The 19,330-nt window shown below is 38.9% G+C and carries 24 protein-coding genes and 1 pseudogene; 13 read left to right on the top strand and 12 right to left on the bottom strand.

The window, feature by feature from the left end:
- The first annotated feature begins 260 nt into the window (after nt 1-260).
- Entirely contained in the window at nt 261-743 is a 483-nt protein-coding gene (locus AC1VNJ_RS07000) for a DUF2243 domain-containing protein (RefSeq protein WP_328141288.1), read from the top strand.
- Nucleotides 736-1,494, top strand: coding sequence for a cytochrome c oxidase assembly protein (locus tag AC1VNJ_RS06995; protein ID WP_482640497.1), 759 nt, complete (start codon nt 736-738; stop codon nt 1,492-1,494). Before AC1VNJ_RS07000 ends, AC1VNJ_RS06995 begins: the two co-directional genes overlap by 8 nt.
- A 38-nt stretch (nt 1,495-1,532) precedes the next feature.
- Here the strand turns inward: AC1VNJ_RS06995 and AC1VNJ_RS06990 are convergent, their stop codons facing one another.
- A complete protein-coding gene (locus tag AC1VNJ_RS06990; RefSeq protein ID WP_016764809.1) occupies nt 1,533-2,417 on the bottom strand; it encodes a YitT family protein in 885 nt (294 codons plus the stop codon).
- A 302-nt stretch (nt 2,418-2,719) separates the two neighbouring features.
- Between AC1VNJ_RS06990 and AC1VNJ_RS06985 the strand changes: the two genes are divergently transcribed.
- Nucleotides 2,720-2,845 carry a hypothetical protein gene (locus AC1VNJ_RS06985; RefSeq protein WP_016764808.1) on the top strand — a complete coding sequence of 42 codons (126 nt, stop codon included), beginning with the start codon at nt 2,720-2,722 and terminating at the stop codon, nt 2,843-2,845.
- 98 nt (nt 2,846-2,943) lie between these two features.
- Nucleotides 2,944-3,417, top strand: a complete 474-nt coding sequence (locus AC1VNJ_RS06980; protein WP_221817580.1) for a hypothetical protein — start codon at nt 2,944-2,946, stop codon at nt 3,415-3,417.
- Nucleotides 3,418-3,445: 28 nt separating this feature from the next.
- On the opposite strand, the gene AC1VNJ_RS06975 is transcribed toward AC1VNJ_RS06980, so the two are convergent.
- Complete coding sequence (locus AC1VNJ_RS06975) at nt 3,446-3,904, bottom strand: GyrI-like domain-containing protein (RefSeq protein WP_047750500.1); 459 nt, start codon at nt 3,902-3,904, stop codon at nt 3,446-3,448.
- 251 nt (nt 3,905-4,155) lie between these two features.
- On the opposite strand from AC1VNJ_RS06975, the gene AC1VNJ_RS06970 reads away from it, so the two are divergent.
- On the top strand, nt 4,156-4,590 hold the full coding sequence (locus AC1VNJ_RS06970) for a hypothetical protein (protein ID WP_033580550.1): 435 nt from the start codon (nt 4,156-4,158) through the stop codon (nt 4,588-4,590).
- 88 nt (nt 4,591-4,678) lie between these two features.
- Here AC1VNJ_RS06970 and AC1VNJ_RS06965 read toward each other — a convergent pair whose 3' ends face one another.
- Complete coding sequence (locus tag AC1VNJ_RS06965; RefSeq protein WP_013057853.1) at nt 4,679-4,906, bottom strand: hypothetical protein; 228 nt, start codon at nt 4,904-4,906, stop codon at nt 4,679-4,681.
- A gap of 128 nt (nt 4,907-5,034) precedes the next feature.
- On the opposite strand from AC1VNJ_RS06965, the gene AC1VNJ_RS06960 reads away from it, so the two are divergent.
- A complete protein-coding gene (locus AC1VNJ_RS06960) occupies nt 5,035-6,033 on the top strand; it encodes an NADP-dependent oxidoreductase (protein ID WP_028409240.1) in 999 nt (332 codons plus the stop codon).
- 40 nt (nt 6,034-6,073) lie between these two features.
- Here AC1VNJ_RS06960 and AC1VNJ_RS06955 read toward each other — a convergent pair whose 3' ends face one another.
- Nucleotides 6,074-6,706 carry a YitT family protein gene (locus AC1VNJ_RS06955; RefSeq protein ID WP_028414439.1) on the bottom strand — a complete coding sequence of 211 codons (633 nt, stop codon included), beginning with the start codon at nt 6,704-6,706 and terminating at the stop codon, nt 6,074-6,076.
- Nucleotides 6,707-7,123: 417 nt separating this feature from the next.
- Between AC1VNJ_RS06955 and AC1VNJ_RS06950 the strand changes: the two genes are divergently transcribed.
- Nucleotides 7,124-7,948 carry a 5'-nucleotidase, lipoprotein e(P4) family gene (locus AC1VNJ_RS06950; RefSeq protein WP_028414438.1) on the top strand — a complete coding sequence of 275 codons (825 nt, stop codon included), beginning with the start codon at nt 7,124-7,126 and terminating at the stop codon, nt 7,946-7,948.
- Here the strand turns inward: AC1VNJ_RS06950 and AC1VNJ_RS06945 are convergent.
- Both AC1VNJ_RS06945 and AC1VNJ_RS06940 read right to left on the bottom strand, forming a co-directional pair.
- Entirely contained in the window at nt 7,941-8,156 is a 216-nt protein-coding gene (locus tag AC1VNJ_RS06945; protein ID WP_165573214.1) for a hypothetical protein, read from the bottom strand. The two genes, AC1VNJ_RS06950 and AC1VNJ_RS06945, sit on opposite strands and share 8 nt — an antisense overlap.
- Nucleotides 8,157-8,347: 191 nt before the next feature.
- Nucleotides 8,348-8,917, bottom strand: coding sequence for a GNAT family N-acetyltransferase (locus AC1VNJ_RS06940; protein WP_013083913.1), 570 nt, complete (start codon nt 8,915-8,917; stop codon nt 8,348-8,350).
- Between the two features lie 312 nt (nt 8,918-9,229).
- Here AC1VNJ_RS06940 and AC1VNJ_RS06935 point away from each other — a divergent pair, with 312 nt between their 5' ends.
- Nucleotides 9,230-10,021: a sulfite exporter TauE/SafE family protein gene (locus AC1VNJ_RS06935; protein ID WP_033580552.1), complete on the top strand. Its 792-nt coding sequence runs from the start codon at nt 9,230-9,232 to the stop codon at nt 10,019-10,021.
- 29 nt (nt 10,022-10,050) lie between these two features.
- Here AC1VNJ_RS06935 and AC1VNJ_RS06930 read toward each other — a convergent pair whose 3' ends face one another.
- The 3 genes from AC1VNJ_RS06930 to AC1VNJ_RS06920 form a co-directional block, all read right to left on the bottom strand.
- The gene (locus tag AC1VNJ_RS06930; protein WP_482640496.1) at nt 10,051-10,776 is read right to left on the bottom strand and encodes a class D sortase; all 726 of its coding nucleotides are present in this window, start codon (nt 10,774-10,776) and stop codon (nt 10,051-10,053) included.
- Nucleotide 10,777: 1 nt separating this feature from the next.
- Entirely contained in the window at nt 10,778-11,911 is a 1,134-nt protein-coding gene (locus AC1VNJ_RS06925) for a processed acidic surface protein (protein ID WP_155007957.1), read from the bottom strand.
- Between the two features lie 343 nt (nt 11,912-12,254).
- Entirely contained in the window at nt 12,255-12,386 is a 132-nt protein-coding gene (locus AC1VNJ_RS06920) for a hypothetical protein (RefSeq protein WP_013057845.1), read from the bottom strand.
- Between the two features lie 351 nt (nt 12,387-12,737).
- Between AC1VNJ_RS06920 and AC1VNJ_RS06915 the strand changes: the two genes are divergently transcribed.
- From AC1VNJ_RS06915 to AC1VNJ_RS06895, 5 genes and pseudogenes are all read left to right on the top strand, one after another.
- Complete coding sequence (locus AC1VNJ_RS06915) at nt 12,738-13,295, top strand: thioredoxin family protein (RefSeq protein ID WP_028414434.1); 558 nt, start codon at nt 12,738-12,740, stop codon at nt 13,293-13,295.
- 383 nt (nt 13,296-13,678) lie between these two features.
- Entirely contained in the window at nt 13,679-15,322 is a 1,644-nt protein-coding gene (locus AC1VNJ_RS06910; RefSeq protein WP_482640495.1) for an APC family permease, read from the top strand.
- 136 nt (nt 15,323-15,458) lie between these two features.
- The gene (locus AC1VNJ_RS06905; RefSeq protein WP_255219779.1) at nt 15,459-15,593 is read left to right on the top strand and encodes a hypothetical protein; all 135 of its coding nucleotides are present in this window, start codon (nt 15,459-15,461) and stop codon (nt 15,591-15,593) included.
- A gap of 158 nt (nt 15,594-15,751) precedes the next feature.
- Nucleotides 15,752-16,374: pseudogene (locus AC1VNJ_RS06900) on the top strand (LysE family translocator).
- Nucleotides 16,375-16,645: 271 nt separating this feature from the next.
- Entirely contained in the window at nt 16,646-17,491 is an 846-nt protein-coding gene (locus tag AC1VNJ_RS06895; protein ID WP_033580557.1) for an N-acetylmuramoyl-L-alanine amidase, read from the top strand.
- A 46-nt stretch (nt 17,492-17,537) separates the two neighbouring features.
- Here AC1VNJ_RS06895 and AC1VNJ_RS06890 read toward each other — a convergent pair whose 3' ends face one another.
- The 3 genes from AC1VNJ_RS06890 to AC1VNJ_RS06880 all read right to left on the bottom strand — a co-directional run bounded on the left by AC1VNJ_RS06890 (nt 17,538) and on the right by AC1VNJ_RS06880 (nt 19,286).
- Entirely contained in the window at nt 17,538-17,855 is a 318-nt protein-coding gene (locus tag AC1VNJ_RS06890) for a DUF3243 domain-containing protein (RefSeq protein ID WP_013083905.1), read from the bottom strand.
- A gap of 219 nt (nt 17,856-18,074) precedes the next feature.
- Nucleotides 18,075-18,581 (bottom strand): PCYCGC motif-containing (lipo)protein, encoded by a 507-nt coding sequence (locus tag AC1VNJ_RS06885; RefSeq protein WP_482640494.1) that lies wholly within the window; start codon nt 18,579-18,581, stop codon nt 18,075-18,077.
- Nucleotides 18,582-18,665: 84 nt separating this feature from the next.
- Nucleotides 18,666-19,286, bottom strand: a complete 621-nt coding sequence (locus tag AC1VNJ_RS06880) for a class I SAM-dependent methyltransferase (RefSeq protein ID WP_482640493.1) — start codon at nt 19,284-19,286, stop codon at nt 18,666-18,668.
- Between the last annotated feature and the right edge of the window lie 44 nt (nt 19,287-19,330).

The following is a 19,330-nucleotide window of genomic DNA, read 5'->3' as shown; positions in this document are numbered from 1 at the left end:
GAAAAAATGGTGAAAAGAGAAGCGGGATATAAAAAAGACCTGCTTTGGGGAAACAGGTCATTAGAAAGGGAGTAAAACTATGAAAAAATATGCTAATTGGCTTTGCAAATACTATCCTATACCTTTATGGTGAAAAGATAGTGAAAACGAGATTAGGATATAGCTCCTATTTTTCCATATTATAGATTCATTTCTCTTTAATAGGGTATACGTTCATTAGAATCGATATAAACTTAAAGAACTGGCAGGGAGGGATATATATGGAAAAGAAGCACGAAGCAACTGCAAATCAGCGCGTGGTTCACCGCGCTCGAAATAGCTGGTCAGGCTTTTTGTTTGGCGTAGGGTTAGTTGCTTTTATTGATGAAGCAGTGTTTCATCAGCTGCTTCATTGGCATCATTTTTATGATAAGTCCACAACGGCCGCTGGTTTAGTGTCAGACGGTTTGTTTCACGCCTTCAGCTGGTTTGCTACAATCGCATCACTTTTTATGGTGGCAGATCTCAGGCGCCGGGGCGGCTGGTGGGTGAAAAGGTGGATAGGAGGAGTATTGCTTGGAGCCGGGGTGTTTCAGCTTTATGACGGGACCGTGCAGCATAAGCTTATGGGCCTTCACCAAATTCGGTACGGAGTGAAGATTGCACCTTACGACATTACGTGGAATGTACTTGCATGTTTGATGCTGCTTATTGGCATCATGTTAACATGGTTTACACGTAAACAAGGTGCACATCATGATTAAATATGAAGTACTATCTCAGCTTTTATTAGCCCTGCCTTTTGTCGCTGCCTTTTTTTTATACATGTGGGCTGTAACGTCTTCAAATGCAACGTATAGAAAATGGTCATTATATAAGACGTCCAGCTGGACACTTGGTATTTTATGCGCCATATCTTCTGTAGCAGGACCGCTCGCAGCTCGTGCTCATATGGACTTTACCGCGCATATGACGGGGCATTTGCTTTTAGGTATGTTAGCTCCGCTTTTAATGGCGTTAGGAGCACCTCTTACACTGCTGCTTCGCACGCTTCCGGTTCATGCAGCCAGAAAGGTGTCAAAACTTTTAAAAGGGCGGTTTGTTCGGTTCATCAGCAGTCCGGTGACAGCTTCTGTTCTTAACGTAGGAGGACTTTGGATTCTTTATACAACAAGTCTGTATGGCATGATGCATCACTCTTTTTTCGTGCATGTCGCTGTACATATTCACGTATTTTTAGCCGGCTATTTGTTCACCGTATCGATGATTTCAATTGATCCTTCGCCGCATCAAAAAGCTTTTACGCACCGAGCGTCCGTATTGGTTCTTGCTCTTGCCGCCCACGGTATTTTATCAAAATATGTGTACGCTCACCCGCCTATGCACGTCTCGGCAGAAGAGGCGCAGCAAGGGGCTATGCTGATGTATTACGGAGGCGATTTAATCGACTTATGTTTAATTGTACTTCTTTGTTATGAATGGTTTAAGCGGATTCAAAAAGTCTCTTTTACATAAAAAACGCGCAGAAAGCATCATGCTTTCTGCGCGTTTTTTTAGTGAATGTTTCGTTTTTTAAAGCGTCCGCCGCGGACTTCGGTAATATCTGCAACGGCTAAAAAGGCAGTAGGGTCAAAATCTTCAACAATGGTTTTTAGCTTTGATTCTTCAAGGCGCGTAATGATGCAGAAAATCACTTTTTTATCATCGCCCGTATAAGCACCTTCACCGTGCAAATAGGTAACGCCTCGACCTAGACGCGCATTAATCGCATCGCCGATGTCATCAGAATGATCACTAATAATCCAAGCTGATTTTGATTCTTCCAATCCTTCTACAACCGTATCAATGGCTTTAGCTGCAATGATGTACGCAAGGATAGAATACATGGCGCGGTCCCACGTGAACACAAATCCCGCTGCTCCTAAAATGAAGAAGTTGAAAAACATTACAATTTCTCCTACAGAAAACGGAATTTTTTTACTGATTAAAATGGCAAGTATCTCCGTACCGTCAAGCGCTCCGCCGTAGCGAATGACGAGTCCAATTCCAATTCCGAGAATAATCCCTCCAAAAACGGTAGCAAGAAGAACGTCTGCGGTAAACGCGGGGACATCATGAAACATAGAAGTTAAGATGGATACAACCAGTATGCCAAAAATAGTGGAAAGGGCAAATGTTTTTCCCATTTGCTTGTACCCGATAAATACAAACGGAAGATTTAGTACAAAAAGAAAGATTCCTAGATTTACGCCGGTAATATGCGAAAGCATGATGGAAATACCGGTAATTCCTCCGTCGACAACGTGGTTTGGAACAAGGAAGATTTCAAGTCCTGTGGCCATGAGCAGGGCACCGATCGCAATAGCGATGGCCCTACCGAATACCTGTCCCTTGGACAGCTTTCGGTGCTGAATTTTCGCTTTTTCGAGTTCTGTCATTTGCATGTCTCCTTTGATGTCTCCTATGTATTTCTCACTTTAGAAAAGTGAAACTATCTTTAATTATACCTTACTATGCACAATTAGTGGGGATAGACGGCTTAATTACTTGTTTCAACCTATAAAAAAAGCCTGCTTTAGAGTCATAAGCAGGCTTTTTAAAGAGTAAAACGATGAAAAAAGATAATTGGCTTCACGGCTTTAACTATATAGAGGCTTGATGAAAAAATGATGAAAATGCCGGCATGTGCGGCAAGAAAATCGGGGATACTAGTTAAAAAAGGCCAAAAGGAGATGACGAAATGAGCGTGTGGATGATGTATAATCACTTGATGCACTCGCAAATCTTTTTAAGCAGCGTATTAATTAGCGGTATTCTTCTTGTTAGCGGAGGATTTGTGTACGGCAGAATAATGAGTAAAAAGTGAACCTAATATTGCCGCGGATAGGTTGTTAATGGAAGATGCTCAATAGTAGCTTGGTTAATGTTATACTTGCTCCATAAGCTTAGCGTGGAGGTGTCAGCATGAGCAAGCATCATGATCTAACAGCATCATACGGAGAATCGCTAGTGACGTGTGAACATCAGTTTGAAGCTAGCTATTACTATCATCAAGTGCGCGAACAGTGCATGAATCACATTCATGAAATAAGCAAAGCGGTAGCTGAATTTACCGTTGATTTTACAGACGAAAGTTTGAAAATATTAGAGCTTCTTTACTATGATCTAGAAGACAGCAATTGTTTTGACTATTTTTCGATGACAAAAGAAGAATTCGAAGAGTGTATGGGCGTATACTTTGGTGAGGTGGTTACGTCTACGATTGATGAAGCGCGCTGGGTTGTGAAAGAATATCCGCTTATGGAAAACAAGTATGTGACCGGAATTGAAAAAGGGAATCTTTCACTCATGTTTCCCCATGGCTTTTTTAACCATAAAGAGCGGCATCCAGAGTGCGTTTTTACTCTTTATCATTTATATAAACAGCTGCAAAAATAGGAAAAAGGTGAACGTAAGTTCACCTTTTTTAATGTCCAAGCTTTATGGGAATATAAATATCCATTTCATATGTATCACTATATAAATTGCCGTGTATAGCTGTATTTACAATTTCAAGAGCAGGACCTTCAATCATGCTGTAAGGAGAGTTCGGCAGCCATTCATTCCAGATGCTGTTATACGTCGACCCAAGCGATGTAATGGGACCTCGGTGTTTAAACTGCAGGTATGTAAACGAAGGAAACGTATGAACGCTCATACCGCTTGGAATACAAGCCGTATCAGCCACTTCTGTACCTGCAATATAAAAATAATTTTCTCTTTTCGGAGCCATGCAAATGCCTGTAATCATATGAGGTTCTTTTGAAGAAGTAATCATTTCTTTTTCTTTAAGTATTTGCTTCAAAAGATTCTCTTTTTGATACTCTCCGTTTTTTGCTATGCCTATCACTGAAAATCCTTCTTTGTATACAACTTTACCTTGCATAATCCACCTCGAATTTTTCAAGCTCTAGCTTTTATTCTATCAATCATAAATTACTTTACCGTGATTGTAACATAATCTTAAGTAGATATCGATGCAGAAAATGGAACATTACAGTAGCCAGCTTTTGTGAATTAAGAAATAGTTTTAACAAGCTGGTTTAAGGAGGTCTTTGAACTCTTAGTCATGTAAACTAAAAGGTAAGTATATACTTTATTACCGTATATTCCATATAAATAAAGGGAGGGAAAGTAATGGGAGACGTGATTCAAAGCCAGCTGAATATATTTTCATCGCAGTCTCAAAGCGTTCAGTCGTTGACTTACGGTTCTGAAACAAGCATTTTAACAGTAAATGCTGAGACGAAAAAAAACAATCAGAAGATGAAAATAGATGGGTTTGCGACAATTGAAGCAAACATTCCTCTTGGATTAACTAGTTATCAATACGGGGTAACACTTAGAGTATATAGAAATTCTCAGCTTTTGTTTTCACAGAATTTACAGCAAGGAGCTGCAGCCGTTCTAACACTGTCATTTACTCAGCAAAATGCTCTTTCTTTTACATGGGTAGATACAGTAGCATCAATTGGCACATACACGTACTCAGTCAGAATGGAATTTTTTGTCCGTTCTTCAACTGGGGTGAGCGTTCAAACGACTACCCGTGCAATTGCGATTACTACATAAAAACAGCGCCAAAATTCTGGCGCTGTTTTTTTACTGATGCAACACTTTATTTATATAACGTTTACGAAGAGTAAATCCGGGAAACTCTTTAATATAAGTCAAAATGGTAGCTAAACCAGTAGTCGTCCTGCACATTCTTTGTGTTTGAAGCGACAATATGCTCATGACCTTGTTCATCCGTGGCAATCCAGTTGTAGTTGATATCCATTTTAATCGGATACATATTGCCTTTTTTAAACAAAATAACGGGGGGAGTTACTTCAACAAACTCGTTTAGTTTTTTAACAACATTTTCTTTACAGCGAATTAGCTCCATGTCTTTTTCTCCTTCGGTGTTATTGCACAATCATATTTTTTGCGTTGTGCACAATATATAATTTAAAATAACAAAGGTAAGTTTAGCACATTTTACAAAAAACAGAGAAATAAAAAGGAGCGATATCGATGAATGAACAAATTTTATTAGCAGAACGCCCAAAGGGAATGCCAACAAAAGATACGTTTAAATACGAAAAAATTGAAATGCCTACAGCGAAAGAAGGCGAGGTACTTGTTCAAACACTTTACCTTTCTGTTGATCCGTATATGAGAGGACGCATGAACGATACAAAATCATATGTTCCTCCATTTGAGCTAAACGCACCGCTTGCAGGCGGCATTGTAGCACGCGTAACGGAATCAAAATCAGATCGCTTTAAAGAAGGCGATATCGTGACAGGTATGCTTCCTTGGAAACGCTATTCAGCCGCAGAAGCAAAAAACTTACAGAAAGTTGATCCAGAGCTAGCGCCAATTACAACGGCTATCGGCGTTCTTGGTATGCCTGGTCTCACAGCTTATTTTGGACTGCTTGAAATCGGTCAGCCAAAAGAAGGCGAAACAGTAGTCGTTTCCGGTGCAGCAGGTGCTGTTGGATCTGTTGTTGGTCAAATAGCTAAAATTAAAGGCGCACGTGTTGTCGGCATCGCAGGTTCTGAAGATAAAATTGCTTATTTAAAAGATGAGCTCGGATTTGATGAAGTGATTAATTATAAAAAAGGAAATGTGAAAGAAGCATTGAAAGAAGCGTGTCCTAATGGCGTTGATGTTTACTTTGAAAACGTCGGCGGCGAGATTTCAGATGCAGTTGTTAGCTTATTAAATAAATTTGCGCGCATTCCGCTTTGCGGCCAAATTTCACTGTATAACTTAGAAAAACAAGATGTTGGACCACGTGTTCAAACACCTTTATTAATTAACAGTGCGCTAATGAAAGGGTTTATCGTAGCCGACTATGCTGACAAATTCCCTGAAGGCATTAAGCAGTTAGGCGAATGGGTGCAGCAAGGGAAAATCAAGTACAGCGAAAACGTTGTAGAAGGTTTTGAAAATGTACCTGAAGCGTTTCTTGGGTTATTTGAAGGGGCAAACTTAGGAAAACAGCTTGTAAAAGTAGCAGAATAAGCGTAAAAAAACCGTGCGGGATCATTTCCGCACGGTTTTTTTACATAGTTGAAGCCGTTTGTTGTTTGGCTTCTTCTTCAATATGTTCACCCGTTCGTTCGATTGGCGAGCGTTTGTGATAGCGTCCAAGCAGTCCTGTCATGATGAAAATACCAATTAACGAATAAAGAACTTGAACTACGCCGAATACCACTGTTGCAGAGCCTACAATCAACACATCTGTCAAAAGCATTGTTTTACCTGGATTAATGCCAAATCTCTTATCAAGAAACACGCATAGCATGTTGATTCCGCCAAGAGAAGAGCCGTGGCGAAACAAAAAGATTAGTCCAATGCCGACGATAATGCCGCCCATAACCGCGGCTACAAGTGGATGCGGAAGCGCAAATGAAAAGTTCGCAGCTAATAAATCGGACATCACTGACATCAAGCTAACGCTGATGAAGCTTTTTATCGTAAACTGCAGTCCAATTTGCGTAAGAGCCATAAAATAAAACGGTAGATTGATGATAAAGAACAATACCCCAAATGAAATACCGGTTAAATGCTGCAGCACTATGCCAAGTCCTGCCGTTCCGCCAATAACGAGGTTAGAAGCGGTTAAAAATTGAATTCCGATGGCAACGCATAAGCAGCCAAAGGTAATCCATCCCCATTGTTTTACGTGATTCATATCTCCATCCCCTTTTGTATATTTATACAATACTTTCGATAGAAAACACCGTCTTTTAATTCACAAAATCTATTTTACTATATATCTTTTCAAAAAAAAGCACTTTTGTGAGAGAATCTAACACAAGATAAAAAGTTAGATAATTCAGATTTATTGAGTTCTTCTGGAGCAAATGAGTGATAAGCCGATATGTTTCTAAAAAAAGATTAAAAAGAAAGAATGAGAAAAACGGATTTTGGAAAATGTATAAACAAATATTTGGATAATGGTCAAAAAAAGGGAAGGAATATCAGTTAAAACGAACTATTTTAATTATTAATTAAAATATTATTCGTATTTGTGTTGATTTTTTGTTTGATTGAGGTAATATATAACATTATTAGCATGAAAATATGTAGAGATGGAAGTGGATGCAAAATGAATAAGAAATTATCAGCGTTGACAGGGGTGGCTGTACTTGCTTTTTCGCTTACAGCATGTGCCCCTCAGCAGGAAAAAGAGGTTTCTGCTGAGAAAAAAGAACCCGTTCAAAATCTAGCTGATCAGCAAATTATGGCGGACGCTTGGTACCAGACATCCGGCGAAATGAAAGCTTTGTATTACCAAGGCTATAATACAGGGAAGCTTCGTTTAGATGAGGCGCTTGCAAAAAGTACCGATAAAAAGCCTGCCATTATTTTGGATTTAGATGAGACCGTGCTTGATAATAGCCCATTTCAAGCTTCAGCCATCAAAACGGGTAAAGGATTCCCTTATAAGTGGGATGAATGGGTGCAAGCAGCAAAAGCGAAAGCAGTGCCAGGTGCTGTCGATTTCTTGACGTATGCAGATCAAAAAGGTGTAGATATTTACTACATTTCAGGCCGTACAACTTCTCAGCTTGAGGCAACAATTAAAAACCTAAAGAATTTACATATTCCTCAAGCAACCAAAGACCATGTGCTGTTGACGGGTCCAAAAGACGAAGGAAAAGAAACGCGCCGTCAAAAAGTAGCGACGAATCATAATGTAGTCCTGCTGTTTGGTGATAACTTATCTGATTTTAGCGGCTTTGATAAAAAGTCGATGAACGATCGAAATAAGCTTGTAGAAGAACAAAAAGAAGCATTTGGTCAAAAACTAATTGTGTTTCCAAATCCAATGTATGGAGATTGGGAAGGAGCTATTTATAACTACGACTACTCAATTTCGGACAAACAAAAAGATAAGCTTCGCCGCGAACAGCTTCAATATTTTAATTAAAAAATAGGTTGAAACATAACGAAATCGCTCCAATCAAAAGGCGAACAAATTGGATACATGAGCTGAACCGCTTGTTACACCGCTGTTGATTTCCGTACAAGACTTCGCTTTCCGCGGGCGGCCGATGAGCCTCCTCGTCGCTTCTCTCCTGCGGGGTCTCATCTATTCCGCTTTTCCCGCAGGAGTCTTCGTCTTGCCCTCCAATCACCAGCTGGTATCACCTGCATTAAATGAAACCTGTGTTCAGCATCACAATAAAAAATCCGAACGAGGTTGATTCTTCATTAAGAATCAACCTCGTTCGGATTTCTCTTCAACTCACATATTGTTGTCCCAGCTTCTTTTAATCTTTTTACTATACCCTATTTAAACGATAGCTTGTACAAATGATCCTGCTTTTTAAGAAAGAAGCCACGGAGCATAAGGAGCTTGCTTCCACTCGTGTTTTAACATGCCATAAATTACAAGATCGTGGTAGTGATCATATAGATATTCACCTTCTCTGCAAATGCCTTCTTCTGTAAAACCTAGACGCGTAGGGATGGCTTTGCTTTTTTCATTATTAACGCCGCAGCGTATTTCGACTCGATGAAGGTTTAACGTATTAAATGCATAATTCAGGCATCCGTGTACGGCTCTTGTCATAATGCCTTTCCCTTGGAAATCATGTCCAATCCAATAGCCGAGACTTGTACTTTTATTTCCCCAATTAATTCCGTGGAAACCAATCATTCCGGCGATTTCTCCGTAGTACCGAATGATCGCCTGGAACCCTTGGTTATTATAGTATTGAGCTCTCCATTCAGGGATGAGTTCATCATAGTCAGCAATACTTTGCATGCTATCTACCCATGGGAGCCATTCTTTTAGGTAAGGTCTTGACTCGTTAATAAGAGAAAGCAAGGGGAAAGCGTCAGTTGATTCAATTAAATGCAAACTAACTTCGTCATCAATTTTGTATTCAAACATACGAAAGCCTCCTGTGATGATGGGCCTGCTGAGATAAGCGTAGCGTGTAGGCAGTTCTAACATCTAGTTTTTCTTTATTCTACCACAAGTAGCAGAGCGGAGAACGAGGAAGTTTGAGCTAAACGTAAATAACGCATAAAGTCGATAGGATTTTAATGATTAAAAAAATTAATAATTGAAAGCACTTTTATCAATGTTTTTACAGAAAAGAAGCATATACAGTGATACAATGGAAGAAGAGATAAGGCGTTGTATGTATACATACTTTCTAACAAACATGATATTGGATTGATAAAAGCAGGTGGTAAAAACATGGATGTACAACTATTAATAACGGTATTTGCACTCGGGTTTTTCGGGTCATTTTTAGCAGGTATGCTTGGAATTGGAGGGTCAGTTGTTTTGTACCCGCTGTTGCTATTTGTTCCGCCTCTTGTAGGAGTGGGAATATTCAGCGCGCACGAAGTAGCTGGTATAGGAGCTGTGCAGTCGCTGTTTGCGTCTGTTTCAGGAGCTCTTGCTTATAAAAAGGGCGGCTATTTGAATAAACCGTTAATTTTATATATGGGCGTCAGTGTCTTAGTTGGTAGTCTCATTGGTTCAACGCTATCAAACTCGTTTTCAGAAGGAATGATCAATTTCATTTACGGCGTGATGGCAACAATTGCTGCAGGATTAATGTTTATGCCCAAAAAAAATAATCCAGCGGCCGATTCATTCGAAGTGACGTTTTCAAAACCTTTGGCAGCAGCCCTGGCGTTTTTAGTTGGAATTTGCGGGGGAATTGTCGGAGCAGGAGGCGCATTTTTACTTGTTCCTATTATGATTACCGTGTTAAAAATTCCTGTGCGCGTAACGATTGCAAGCTCATTAGCCGTGACGTTTATTTCGTCTATGGGAACAACATTCGGTAAAGTAATGACGCATCAAGTCCTTTTGCTTCCGGCGCTTATGATTATTGGAGCAAGCTTACTAGCAGCTCCGATTGGCGCTTTTGTCGGGCAAAAGACGAAGGTAGCGTCGCTGCAAGTGATCTTAGCAGTCGTTATTACGGCGACTTCGTTGAAAATATGGTTTGATTTACTAATGAAATCTATTCATTAAAAAAAGCTGCCTCTTTAAGGGCAGCTTTTTTATTTTGTTGTTGATGCAACAAGGTGAGCGACTAAAATATAGCGTTCAGGTGCTGAACCAACGTAGTTAAATGGATAACAGGTGCTGACGGTTAAAGTGGCTCTAGGTTTTGGCACAATAACGGTCCGGTCATCCGCATCCACAATTCGTACTTTGTTTACTTTGTATGTGAAGGTGCCTGCTGCTGTATTTACCACAAGCGAATCGCCTTCACCCACGTCGCCAAGCTTACGAAAAACCGTATCGCGATGTCCTGATAGAACAGAATTGTCGTTTTGACCAGGCAGCACGCTTCCCGCAAAATGACCGACGCCTTTTTCTAATTCATCTTCGTTCGTACCGTGATAAATTGGCAGCTTCGCATTTAATTTAGGAATATATAGTTCTCCCATTAAATCACCGATTTTTGGCTGTTTCGGATAAGACACATTTGACACTTTCGGCTTTTTTTCTGAGCTAGCAGTACGAGAGTGTACCGCTTTTTTGGGATCAACAGAAGAAGCTTCAGCAGAAGAGTCTGCTGTTGAAGAACCCTTGCTTTTAGAGACTGAAGCTGCGGCTGGTTCTTCTGTATCCATTGTTTTAAATGCCAAATAGCCTCTTGCAAATTTATAGGCGTTTGTTGTTGTAAACCAAAGACCAAAGCAGATGACAGCGGCTAAAAGGGAAAGAACAATCAACCGCTTTTTACGATTGATTGTTCTTCTTGTTTTTCTTGGTTCCATTTTATGCGCGTCTCACTTTGCGGAAAAGAACAAAGCCAGCTGCTACAAGCACTAATCCAATTAATGTATTGGTTACATAATTAGAAGCCGTTTCCGGAAGTTTTGCACCTTTGACCGTTTTTTGTACAGCGCCATTCGTTTGTTTCTTCACAGGTTCTTGTTTCTTTTCTACTGCTGGTTTTTGCGCTTGAGCTGGTTTTGATACAGCTTCAGCAGATTTTTCTACTTCTTTTCCTGTGTCTGTGATGATATCAGAATTAAACATATCGCCTGTGATCACCATGTCTGCTAAAAATTTACCGTCTGTTGTATAAAGAGAAATTTTTAGACTTGCATTTTTTAATTCTTCTAAGTTGATTAAATCAGTAAGAGAAAGCGGTCTTTCATTTCCACCTTGTACAAGTGAAAATTTAGCGTCTAAATGGAAGATTGTTAGCATTTCTTTATAAATAGACATTAATTCAGCGATTTGATCAGCAGATAATTCTGTTGCTGTATCAAAATCTTCGAATGCCGCTAAGCGCTCGCCTAATTGATCTAAGCGGTTAAGCGTTGCTTCATTTGAAAGCTCATCTTCTAACGATGTAAAATGTGCTTCAATTCGATTTAACTCTTCTGAAGTTAAGCCTAATTCAGACTGCATAAATGATAGTAAGCCGCTTAAATCTTCTTCACTTAATTCATCATCGTAAGAAGTGTCTTCTTCGTCATATGACTCATCATCTTCATACCAGTCATCGCCTTCTAGATAGAAGCCGACATCATCGTATAAATCATCTAGGTACACATAGTCGTCTAAGCTTTGGCCGTTTTCTTTTAATAACGCATTTAAGCTTGTTTTGTCTAAGTCAAAATCTGCATACAAATCTTGCACGTTATGTAAGTCAGCTGCAATCGGTTCACCTAAAAAATCTTCTAAATCTGCGATTGTATCGTAGTTTTCAAGACTATCGTCATACAGTGAAAGTGAATATTCAACGTCGTCTTTGGTTACTTCAAAACCTCGCGTTTGGCTTACCGATTTTAAATATTTGTTGAAGTCTGCGTCAAATGTTGACGCGGCTGCGAATGAAGACGTTGGAAATACGCCAACAAACAGCAGAAATGATAATAAAATTGCCCCCAGTTTTTTCATCAATTTTCTCCTTTTTTTTACGTTTTCTACAAGATTATATAGTAAGAGTTATAAATTTACAATATATACTTATATTATATATACCTTGAATATAGTGGTAATTTAAGGTATTTATAGAACTATATATTTTGAGAATACCATATGGAAGGGAGCGGAAAGACCTAGGTAGAAAAAAGGGGAAAATAAAGAAAAAGGTTTATACTTTTTTTGACAAAGCAGAAATATAAAGAAACATCAAAAAAGAACAGCACTTAGAAGCTGTTCTTTTTGAAATGATATGTAAGCATTAGCATAGATAGTTGAAATTCGATACCGTTCCGCTTTAGAAAAAGGTGGCTACGAGTTATGATTTTAGTAAGGATAGTGAAGAAAAGTGAGAGCGCGGTTTTGTCAGCTCTATTTTAATTCCTTTTAGTCTTAAACGTTCTACAAACTGTTTGCGTTTTTTTCGCTTTTCATGCGGGGATTGATTCATATTCGCCTCATCCTCCATATTTAGTCAAGTAGCTAACATATCATTATCATAATCAAAAGATGACGGTTACACAATAAACATTCTCAAATATTCACAAAGATTTAAAATTTGTTACATTGATAGTGTACATGTACCCCATTCTCTTTTTTTATAACATCTCAATGTGCTGTTTTTAAATTGAAGTTTTATGAATTCCGTCGCAGAATAAAAAAACATGATCAAAATGAGCACGCAGACTTTTATATTTTGATTCATGGTGCTTAAAAGCTATACTAGTAGTGCGTATAGAAAAGACGAAAACGAGATTGGATATCTCATCTATTCGTATACAAAAAAGAAAGAGGGATCTTGATGAAAACAGAACAGCAGTATTTTGAAGAAGGAAAATCAATTCAAACATATATGAACGATATGAGTACATTAAAAGAGGAAAGTTTAGCTGTTTATGAACAATTTCAGCTTCCTAAAGATGGACTGGCTGACAAATTAAAAGCTCACAAGCTTCACTTCTTAGCGATTACGGAAGATTGGTGCGGAGATGCGATGATGATTAACCCAATCATTCGTAAAGTAGCTGAAGCTGCCGGTATCGATGTGCGTGTTGCACTGCGCGATGCGGACACCGAATTAATTGATCGTCACTTAACAAACGGCGGCCGTGCTATTCCGATTATTTTAATTTTTAATAATGAAGGAAATTTACTAGGTAAATGGGGTCCTCGTGCTCCTGAAGTTCAGCAAATCGTGGATGAGCTTCGCGCCGAACTTCCTTCAAAGGAAGATCCTTCGTTTGAAGAAAAGCAAAAAGAAGTCTTTTCTGCGTTACGAACAAGATATAAAGAAGAACCGGCTCTTTGGTCGTATGTTTATAATAGCTTCAAAGAAACAGTGTTAGCTGTTGTAAAATAATTTAAAAAAGCAGGGTAAAATGAACGCTTCATTTTACCCTGCTTTTTTTCTGGTTATTGCAGCAAAATCGTTTGTATATCACTTTAATGAAAAGACTGCTTTTATAAATGTTAGTGTTCGAAACGCGCACTTTTAATTGGTGAAACGCACAAAATTCTAAAAATAAAAATATTTTTTATTCAAAACGCGTACTTTTTTAACTTGATGATGATATAATAGCAAATAATAAATGAAGAAGGGGGACGGGTGAATGAATGTAAAAGCTTTTGGTTAGTACTTTTAAGCAGCATTTTTAGAGATCAAAATGAATTTTATTTTTTAAATTTAATGAAAGCGCTTAATAACTCACTTCTCAGAATATATAGAAGAAAGGTGTTAGATACATGAATAACTTACATAGAAAAATGGGAACGTTTTCTCTCATGATGGTCGGCCTTGGATCTATTATTGGATCAGGATGGCTGTTTGGGGCATGGAGAGCTGCTCAAATTGCAGGCCCTGCAGCAATTGCTTCTTGGATTATTGGAATGGTTGTTATTTTATTTATAGCTCTTTCTTACAGTGAACTAGGATCGATGTTTCCAGAAGCAGGAGGTATGGTTAAGTATACGCAGTACTCACACGGCTCATTTCTTGGCTTTATTGCGGCTTGGGCAAACTGGATTGCCATTGTATCCGTTATTCCTGTTGAAGCGGTTGCCTCTGTTCAGTACATGAGTTCATGGCCGTGGGAGTGGGCGAAATGGACAGGGAGTTTAGTAGAAAACGGGATTCTTACTGGAAAAGGCTTGGCTATTGCTACAGGGCTATTAATCATTTATTTTCTTTTAAATTATTGGACGGTAGGCTTATTTTCGAAAGCTAATTCACTTATTACCGTTTTTAAAATTGTGATTCCAGGGCTTACAATTGGTGCTCTTTTATTTGCAGGATTTCACGGCGGAAACTTTTCCTCTGCAGGAGGCGTTGCTCCAAATGGATGGGCAAGCGTGTTGACAGCTGTTGCTACGTCTGGGATTGTGTTTGCTTTTAACGGTTTTCAAAGCCCTATTAACATGGCGGGAGAAGCGAAAAATCCGGGACGTTCTATTCCAATTGCCGTGGTAGGATCCATTTTGATTGCAACCGTGATCTATGTATTGCTTCAAATTGCGTTTATTGGAGCGGTAAATCCTTCAGAAATCGTAAAAGGATGGAGTCATCTGAACTTTAATTCGCCGTTTGCCGATTTAGCGATTGCACTAAATATTAACTGGCTTGTTATTGTTTTATATGCCGATGCGTTTGTATCGCCATCAGGAACAGGTATTACGTATACAGCTACCACATCACGCATGATTTATGGTATGGAAAAAAATAAATACTTGCCGAATATACTAGGACGAGTTCATCCGCTTTACGGCGTTCCTCGTCAAGCCATGTTTTTTAATCTATTTGTCTCATTCATCTTTTTATTTTTATTTAGAGGCTGGGGAATTTTAGCCGAAATTATTTCTGTAGCTACGTTAATTTCATATCTTACTGGTCCTATCACAGCTATGACGTTAAGAAAAACGGGGATCGATCTTTATAGACCTTTACGTATAAAAGGGTTAAATGTAATAGCGCCTCTTGGCTTTATTTTTGCTTCACTTACTCTTTACTGGGCGAGATGGCCGTTAACTGGACAGGTATTATTTATTATTTTAATTGGTTTGCCAATTTATTTTTATTACCAAGCGAAATCAAAATGGAAAGGCTTTGGTCAAAACTTCCGAGCTGGCGTTTGGATGATTGTCTACTTATTATGTATGATGACAATCTCCTGGATAGGAAGTGAAAAATTCGGGGGACTCAATATTATTAAATACGGCTGGGATATGGGTCTTATTGCAATTGTTGCACTTTTCTTTTATGCTTGGGCACTTAAAAGCGGGTACAAAACAGAGTATTTAAAAGAAGCAATTCATGTTAATAATGAAATGAAAGAAGCGGAAGCACAGACTGCCTCGGCTAAAGAGCAAGTTATAGAAAAACAAATTAAATAAGTAGTAAAAATAAGGCTGGGACAAAAGTATTCCAGTTAAAGTCAAATGCGAACTATTAATTATTTTTTAATTGGTAGTTCGTGTTTTTTGTTGTTATGTTGAAGATAGATTTCATGTTTTCAATTGCTTCTAGCAGTTGATTGGAGGACAAGGAGAAGACTCCTGCGGGAAAAGCGGAACAGATGAGACCCCGCAGGAGCGTAAGCGACGAGGAGGCTCAGCGGCCGCCCGCGGAAAGCGAAGCCTTGCACGGAAATCAACAGCGGTGTAACAAGCAGCTCAGCTCATGTATACAATTTATTCGTCTTTAGATTAGATTGATTTAGTTATGTCCCATCCATTTTTTATGGATAAATTTTCTTTTTTTGAATACTAGATAGTAAAAAATGCTATAATGGTTGGCAAAATCATGCAGGGGGAGAACGGCTTATGAATATCGTATCAATCACTTCTTTTTTAGGTGTAGCCGCTTTGCTTACGGTTATGCCTGGTCCTGATAACTTATTTGTTTTAGCACAAAGCATATCAAACGGTAAATATGCAGGGATTTCGACTTCATTAGGTCTTTGCACGGGCTTGCTTGGTCATATAGCAGCGGCAACGTTGGGTCTGTCGGCTATTATTTATCAATCAGCTTTAGCATTTGCTATTGTCAAATACGCTGGGGCAGCTTATTTATTATATCTGGCTTATAAGACGTTTACAGCCAAAGATTCCGCTCTCGCTGTTGAAAATAAAGAAGCCATTGAGTACAAGGTGCTATATAAAAAAGGAGTGATTATGAACCTGCTAAATCCAAAAGTTTCGCTTTTTTTCTTGCTCTTTTACCTCAGTTTGTTAATCATTCAACCGGACACGCCACACAGCAAATGCTTGTTTATGGAGCTGTGTTTTTAGTTCAAGCGCTGATTATTTTTACGTTAATTAGTCTATTTGCAGGGAAAGTAGGGGAGTTTTTGCGAAAATCTCCGGCGCTGTCTAAGCGGCTTAATCTCGTGCAAGGCTCTATCTTTACGCTTATTGGCTTAAAAATTGCTTTTAGTGAGAAATAGCAAAAGATAAGATGGCGAACCTGCTTTTTATCTCTATTAAAAGGCGTGGACATAGGTTAGTTAAAGGGAGATCCGAACGATAAATCCAATTCGTTCGGATTTTTTATGTTTATGGTAAAATCCAGTTTTTTAAGTTATTGTTCTCTAACCTTTAAGAGGACGAACCCTTCTTGTCCACTTACATATATATATAGAATGAGAGATAAAACATCGGACAAAGCCGGTGTTAACCCCAAGTTCTTTCATATTATGGCTGAAAGGAAAGGTTCACATGAAAAAAGTATGGCTAGATGCAGGACACGGCGGTACAGATTCAGGCGCTTTAGGAAATAATTTGCGTGAAAAAGATATTACGCTGCAGCTTGTATTACACGCGCGGGCGTATTTAGAGCATAACTATTTAGTAGATGTTCAAGTAACTCGTTCAACCGATGTGTTCGTTTCATTATCAGATCGAGCGAACCGAGCTAATGCATGGGGAGCAGATATATTTGTTTCGATGCACATTAATGCCGGCGGAGGTACTGGATTTGAAACGTATCGCTATCCATCACAAGAGGGAAGTCAATCTTCTCTTTTACAAAAAGAGCTTCATGCAGAGATTTTACCAACCATGCGCAAATTTGGAACGATTGCAGATCGCGGTTTAAAAACAGCTAATTATGCTGTACTGCGTGAAACAAATATGCCTGCTGTTTTAACTGAAAACTTGTTTATCGATACAACAGCCGACGCTGAAAAATTAAAAAACGCGACGTTTCTTCGTGAAGTGGGAGAAGCACACGCGCGTGGAATTGCTGCGTATTTAAACTTACCTTCTACTAGCGTTACATTCTATACCATTCAATCTGGAGATACGTTTTATAGCATTGCAAAGAAGTATAATATCACCGTTCAGCAGCTGCAGGATGCAAATCCCGGCGTAGATCCTACCAAACTGCAAATTGGGCAGCAGATTGTTCTTCCTGTCACTACGTATACTGTACAAGCAGGAGATACGTTCTATAGCATTGCAAAGAAGTATAATATGACTGTTCAGCAGCTGCAGGACGCAAATCCCAGCGTAGATCCTACCAAACTGCAAATTGGGCAGCAAATTATCATTCCCGCTGTTTAATATCTGTAAATAAAAAAGATGACACGGCAGCGTGTCATCTTTTTTATTATTGAACTAATCTTACAAGCATATGGGCAAGGTGATGCTGCTGTTCTTTGTCTCCAACTTTCCACAGTTCGTGAAGCAGGTTTTCCTCTCGATTGCGAGGCTCTTCATGCTTAGCGAGGTAATCAGCTACTTTCTGAGCTGTTTTAGCCAGCTGTTCCTCATTCATCCCTAACTTTTCACCTTTTGAGACCTTGTCCCCTAGATAACTTTTAAATCCTTCGAAGCTAGAGAGAATATCCTCTTTTTTCTCCTCGCTCATAGAATTAATTGCTCCTTCAACTTTTGCTGAATGATTTGTTTCTACAGAATTACTCATAGCTTTTTTCTCCTCTCATGGTTATATTTGGGTGTTAGAAAGCATATTCCCTGAGGATTCAGTAAATAAACGTCCAAATGTGTTATTTTTACATGATGGCGTTTTACAAGGACTTAAAAAGGTGAGGTCAAACGAGATTTTATCAACCAATAATAAAATGACAAAAAAAGACTTTGAATAAAGAAATAAAAGTCTTTTCATGATTTTTATACTGAAGCATCATACTTCCGGCGTAGGAGTAGGCGTGGCATAGCCTTCCTTATATTTATGATCAATTTCTTGACGAATGTCTTCGATGCTTTTGCCTTTGCTGTAGTCTACTACAGCTTGAGCCGCTATTTCTAAGCAGACAGCGCATTTTGTTCCGTGATCATCCCACGTTACTGCGCCGTTTTCTTTGTTTTCAAAGATAAAACAGTCATAGTTGTTTTGATGATTAGCTTCTTCTCCACATCCGCAGTAGCAAGGAATGTTTTCTAGTAAGGTTTGATGCTTAGCAGCGGCTGCATAAATAAGTTGCATATCTTCGGGCTTGTCACTCAGAAAGGAAGGGAGAGTTTCACTATTTTTTGTTTCTTCTCGTTTATCCCCTAATGTGTGCGGCTGATGTTCTTCATGCTGTGTTGTTTCTGTATGTTTGTTAGCTGAACTTTCTTTACTTTCGTTTCCACAGCCGGACACCATGCCTGCTGCAAGGACAACTGGTATGACCTTTGATTTCATCATCAAAATGTTCATCCTTTCTTCAATTAAAGATAGAAAATAATATGTACATCCATCACGTTAAAAAGACATCATTCGTCTTTGAAGTCATTCATCAACTTTCTGCAAAATAATTTTCCGATACATACCTTTCAACATGACGCTTGAATTTTCCTTCAAGATAAGCTGATCCCGGCTTGCTTCAAGCATATGTTCAAAAGAGAGGCCAATATCTGTTCCTAGTAATTTTACGAAGAGGCGGAATATTTTTTTAGGAAAAGCCGCGGATTTCTTTTTGGTTTCAAATTTATCAAAAATCAGGATCGTTCCCTTGGGCTTTACTACTCTTGTCATTTCTTTTAAAGCTTGCTTTGCATCAGGTACTACGCTAAGAATCAAGCTTGCTACAACAACATCAAACGAAAAAGAGTCGAATGTTAGCTGCTGAGCGTCCATTTGGTGGAAAGTTATAGACGGGTTTTTGTATTTATCTTTTGCTTTTTGAAGCATTTCACTGGAATAGTCGATGGCTGTTACATTTACTTGATGAGGAATAAAAGCTAAATCGGCACCCGTTCCAACACCTACAAATAAAATGCGCTGCTCATACGAAAAGGGGACATCTTGAAAGACTTTTTTTCTGGCTCGATAAAACATCCCGTTATTAAAAAAGACATCATAAAAAGGGGCCCAGCACTTATAAATAAATTGGTTCCAGCGGTTATTCACGTAAACCCTCCTAAAAAATAAGCTTTCCAACGCATGCTGGAAAG

The organism is Priestia sp. 3CA3, from assembly GCF_056836725.1.
Note: the sequence above shows the minus strand (reverse complement) of the source record. Positions and strands in the feature narration are given on the sequence as shown.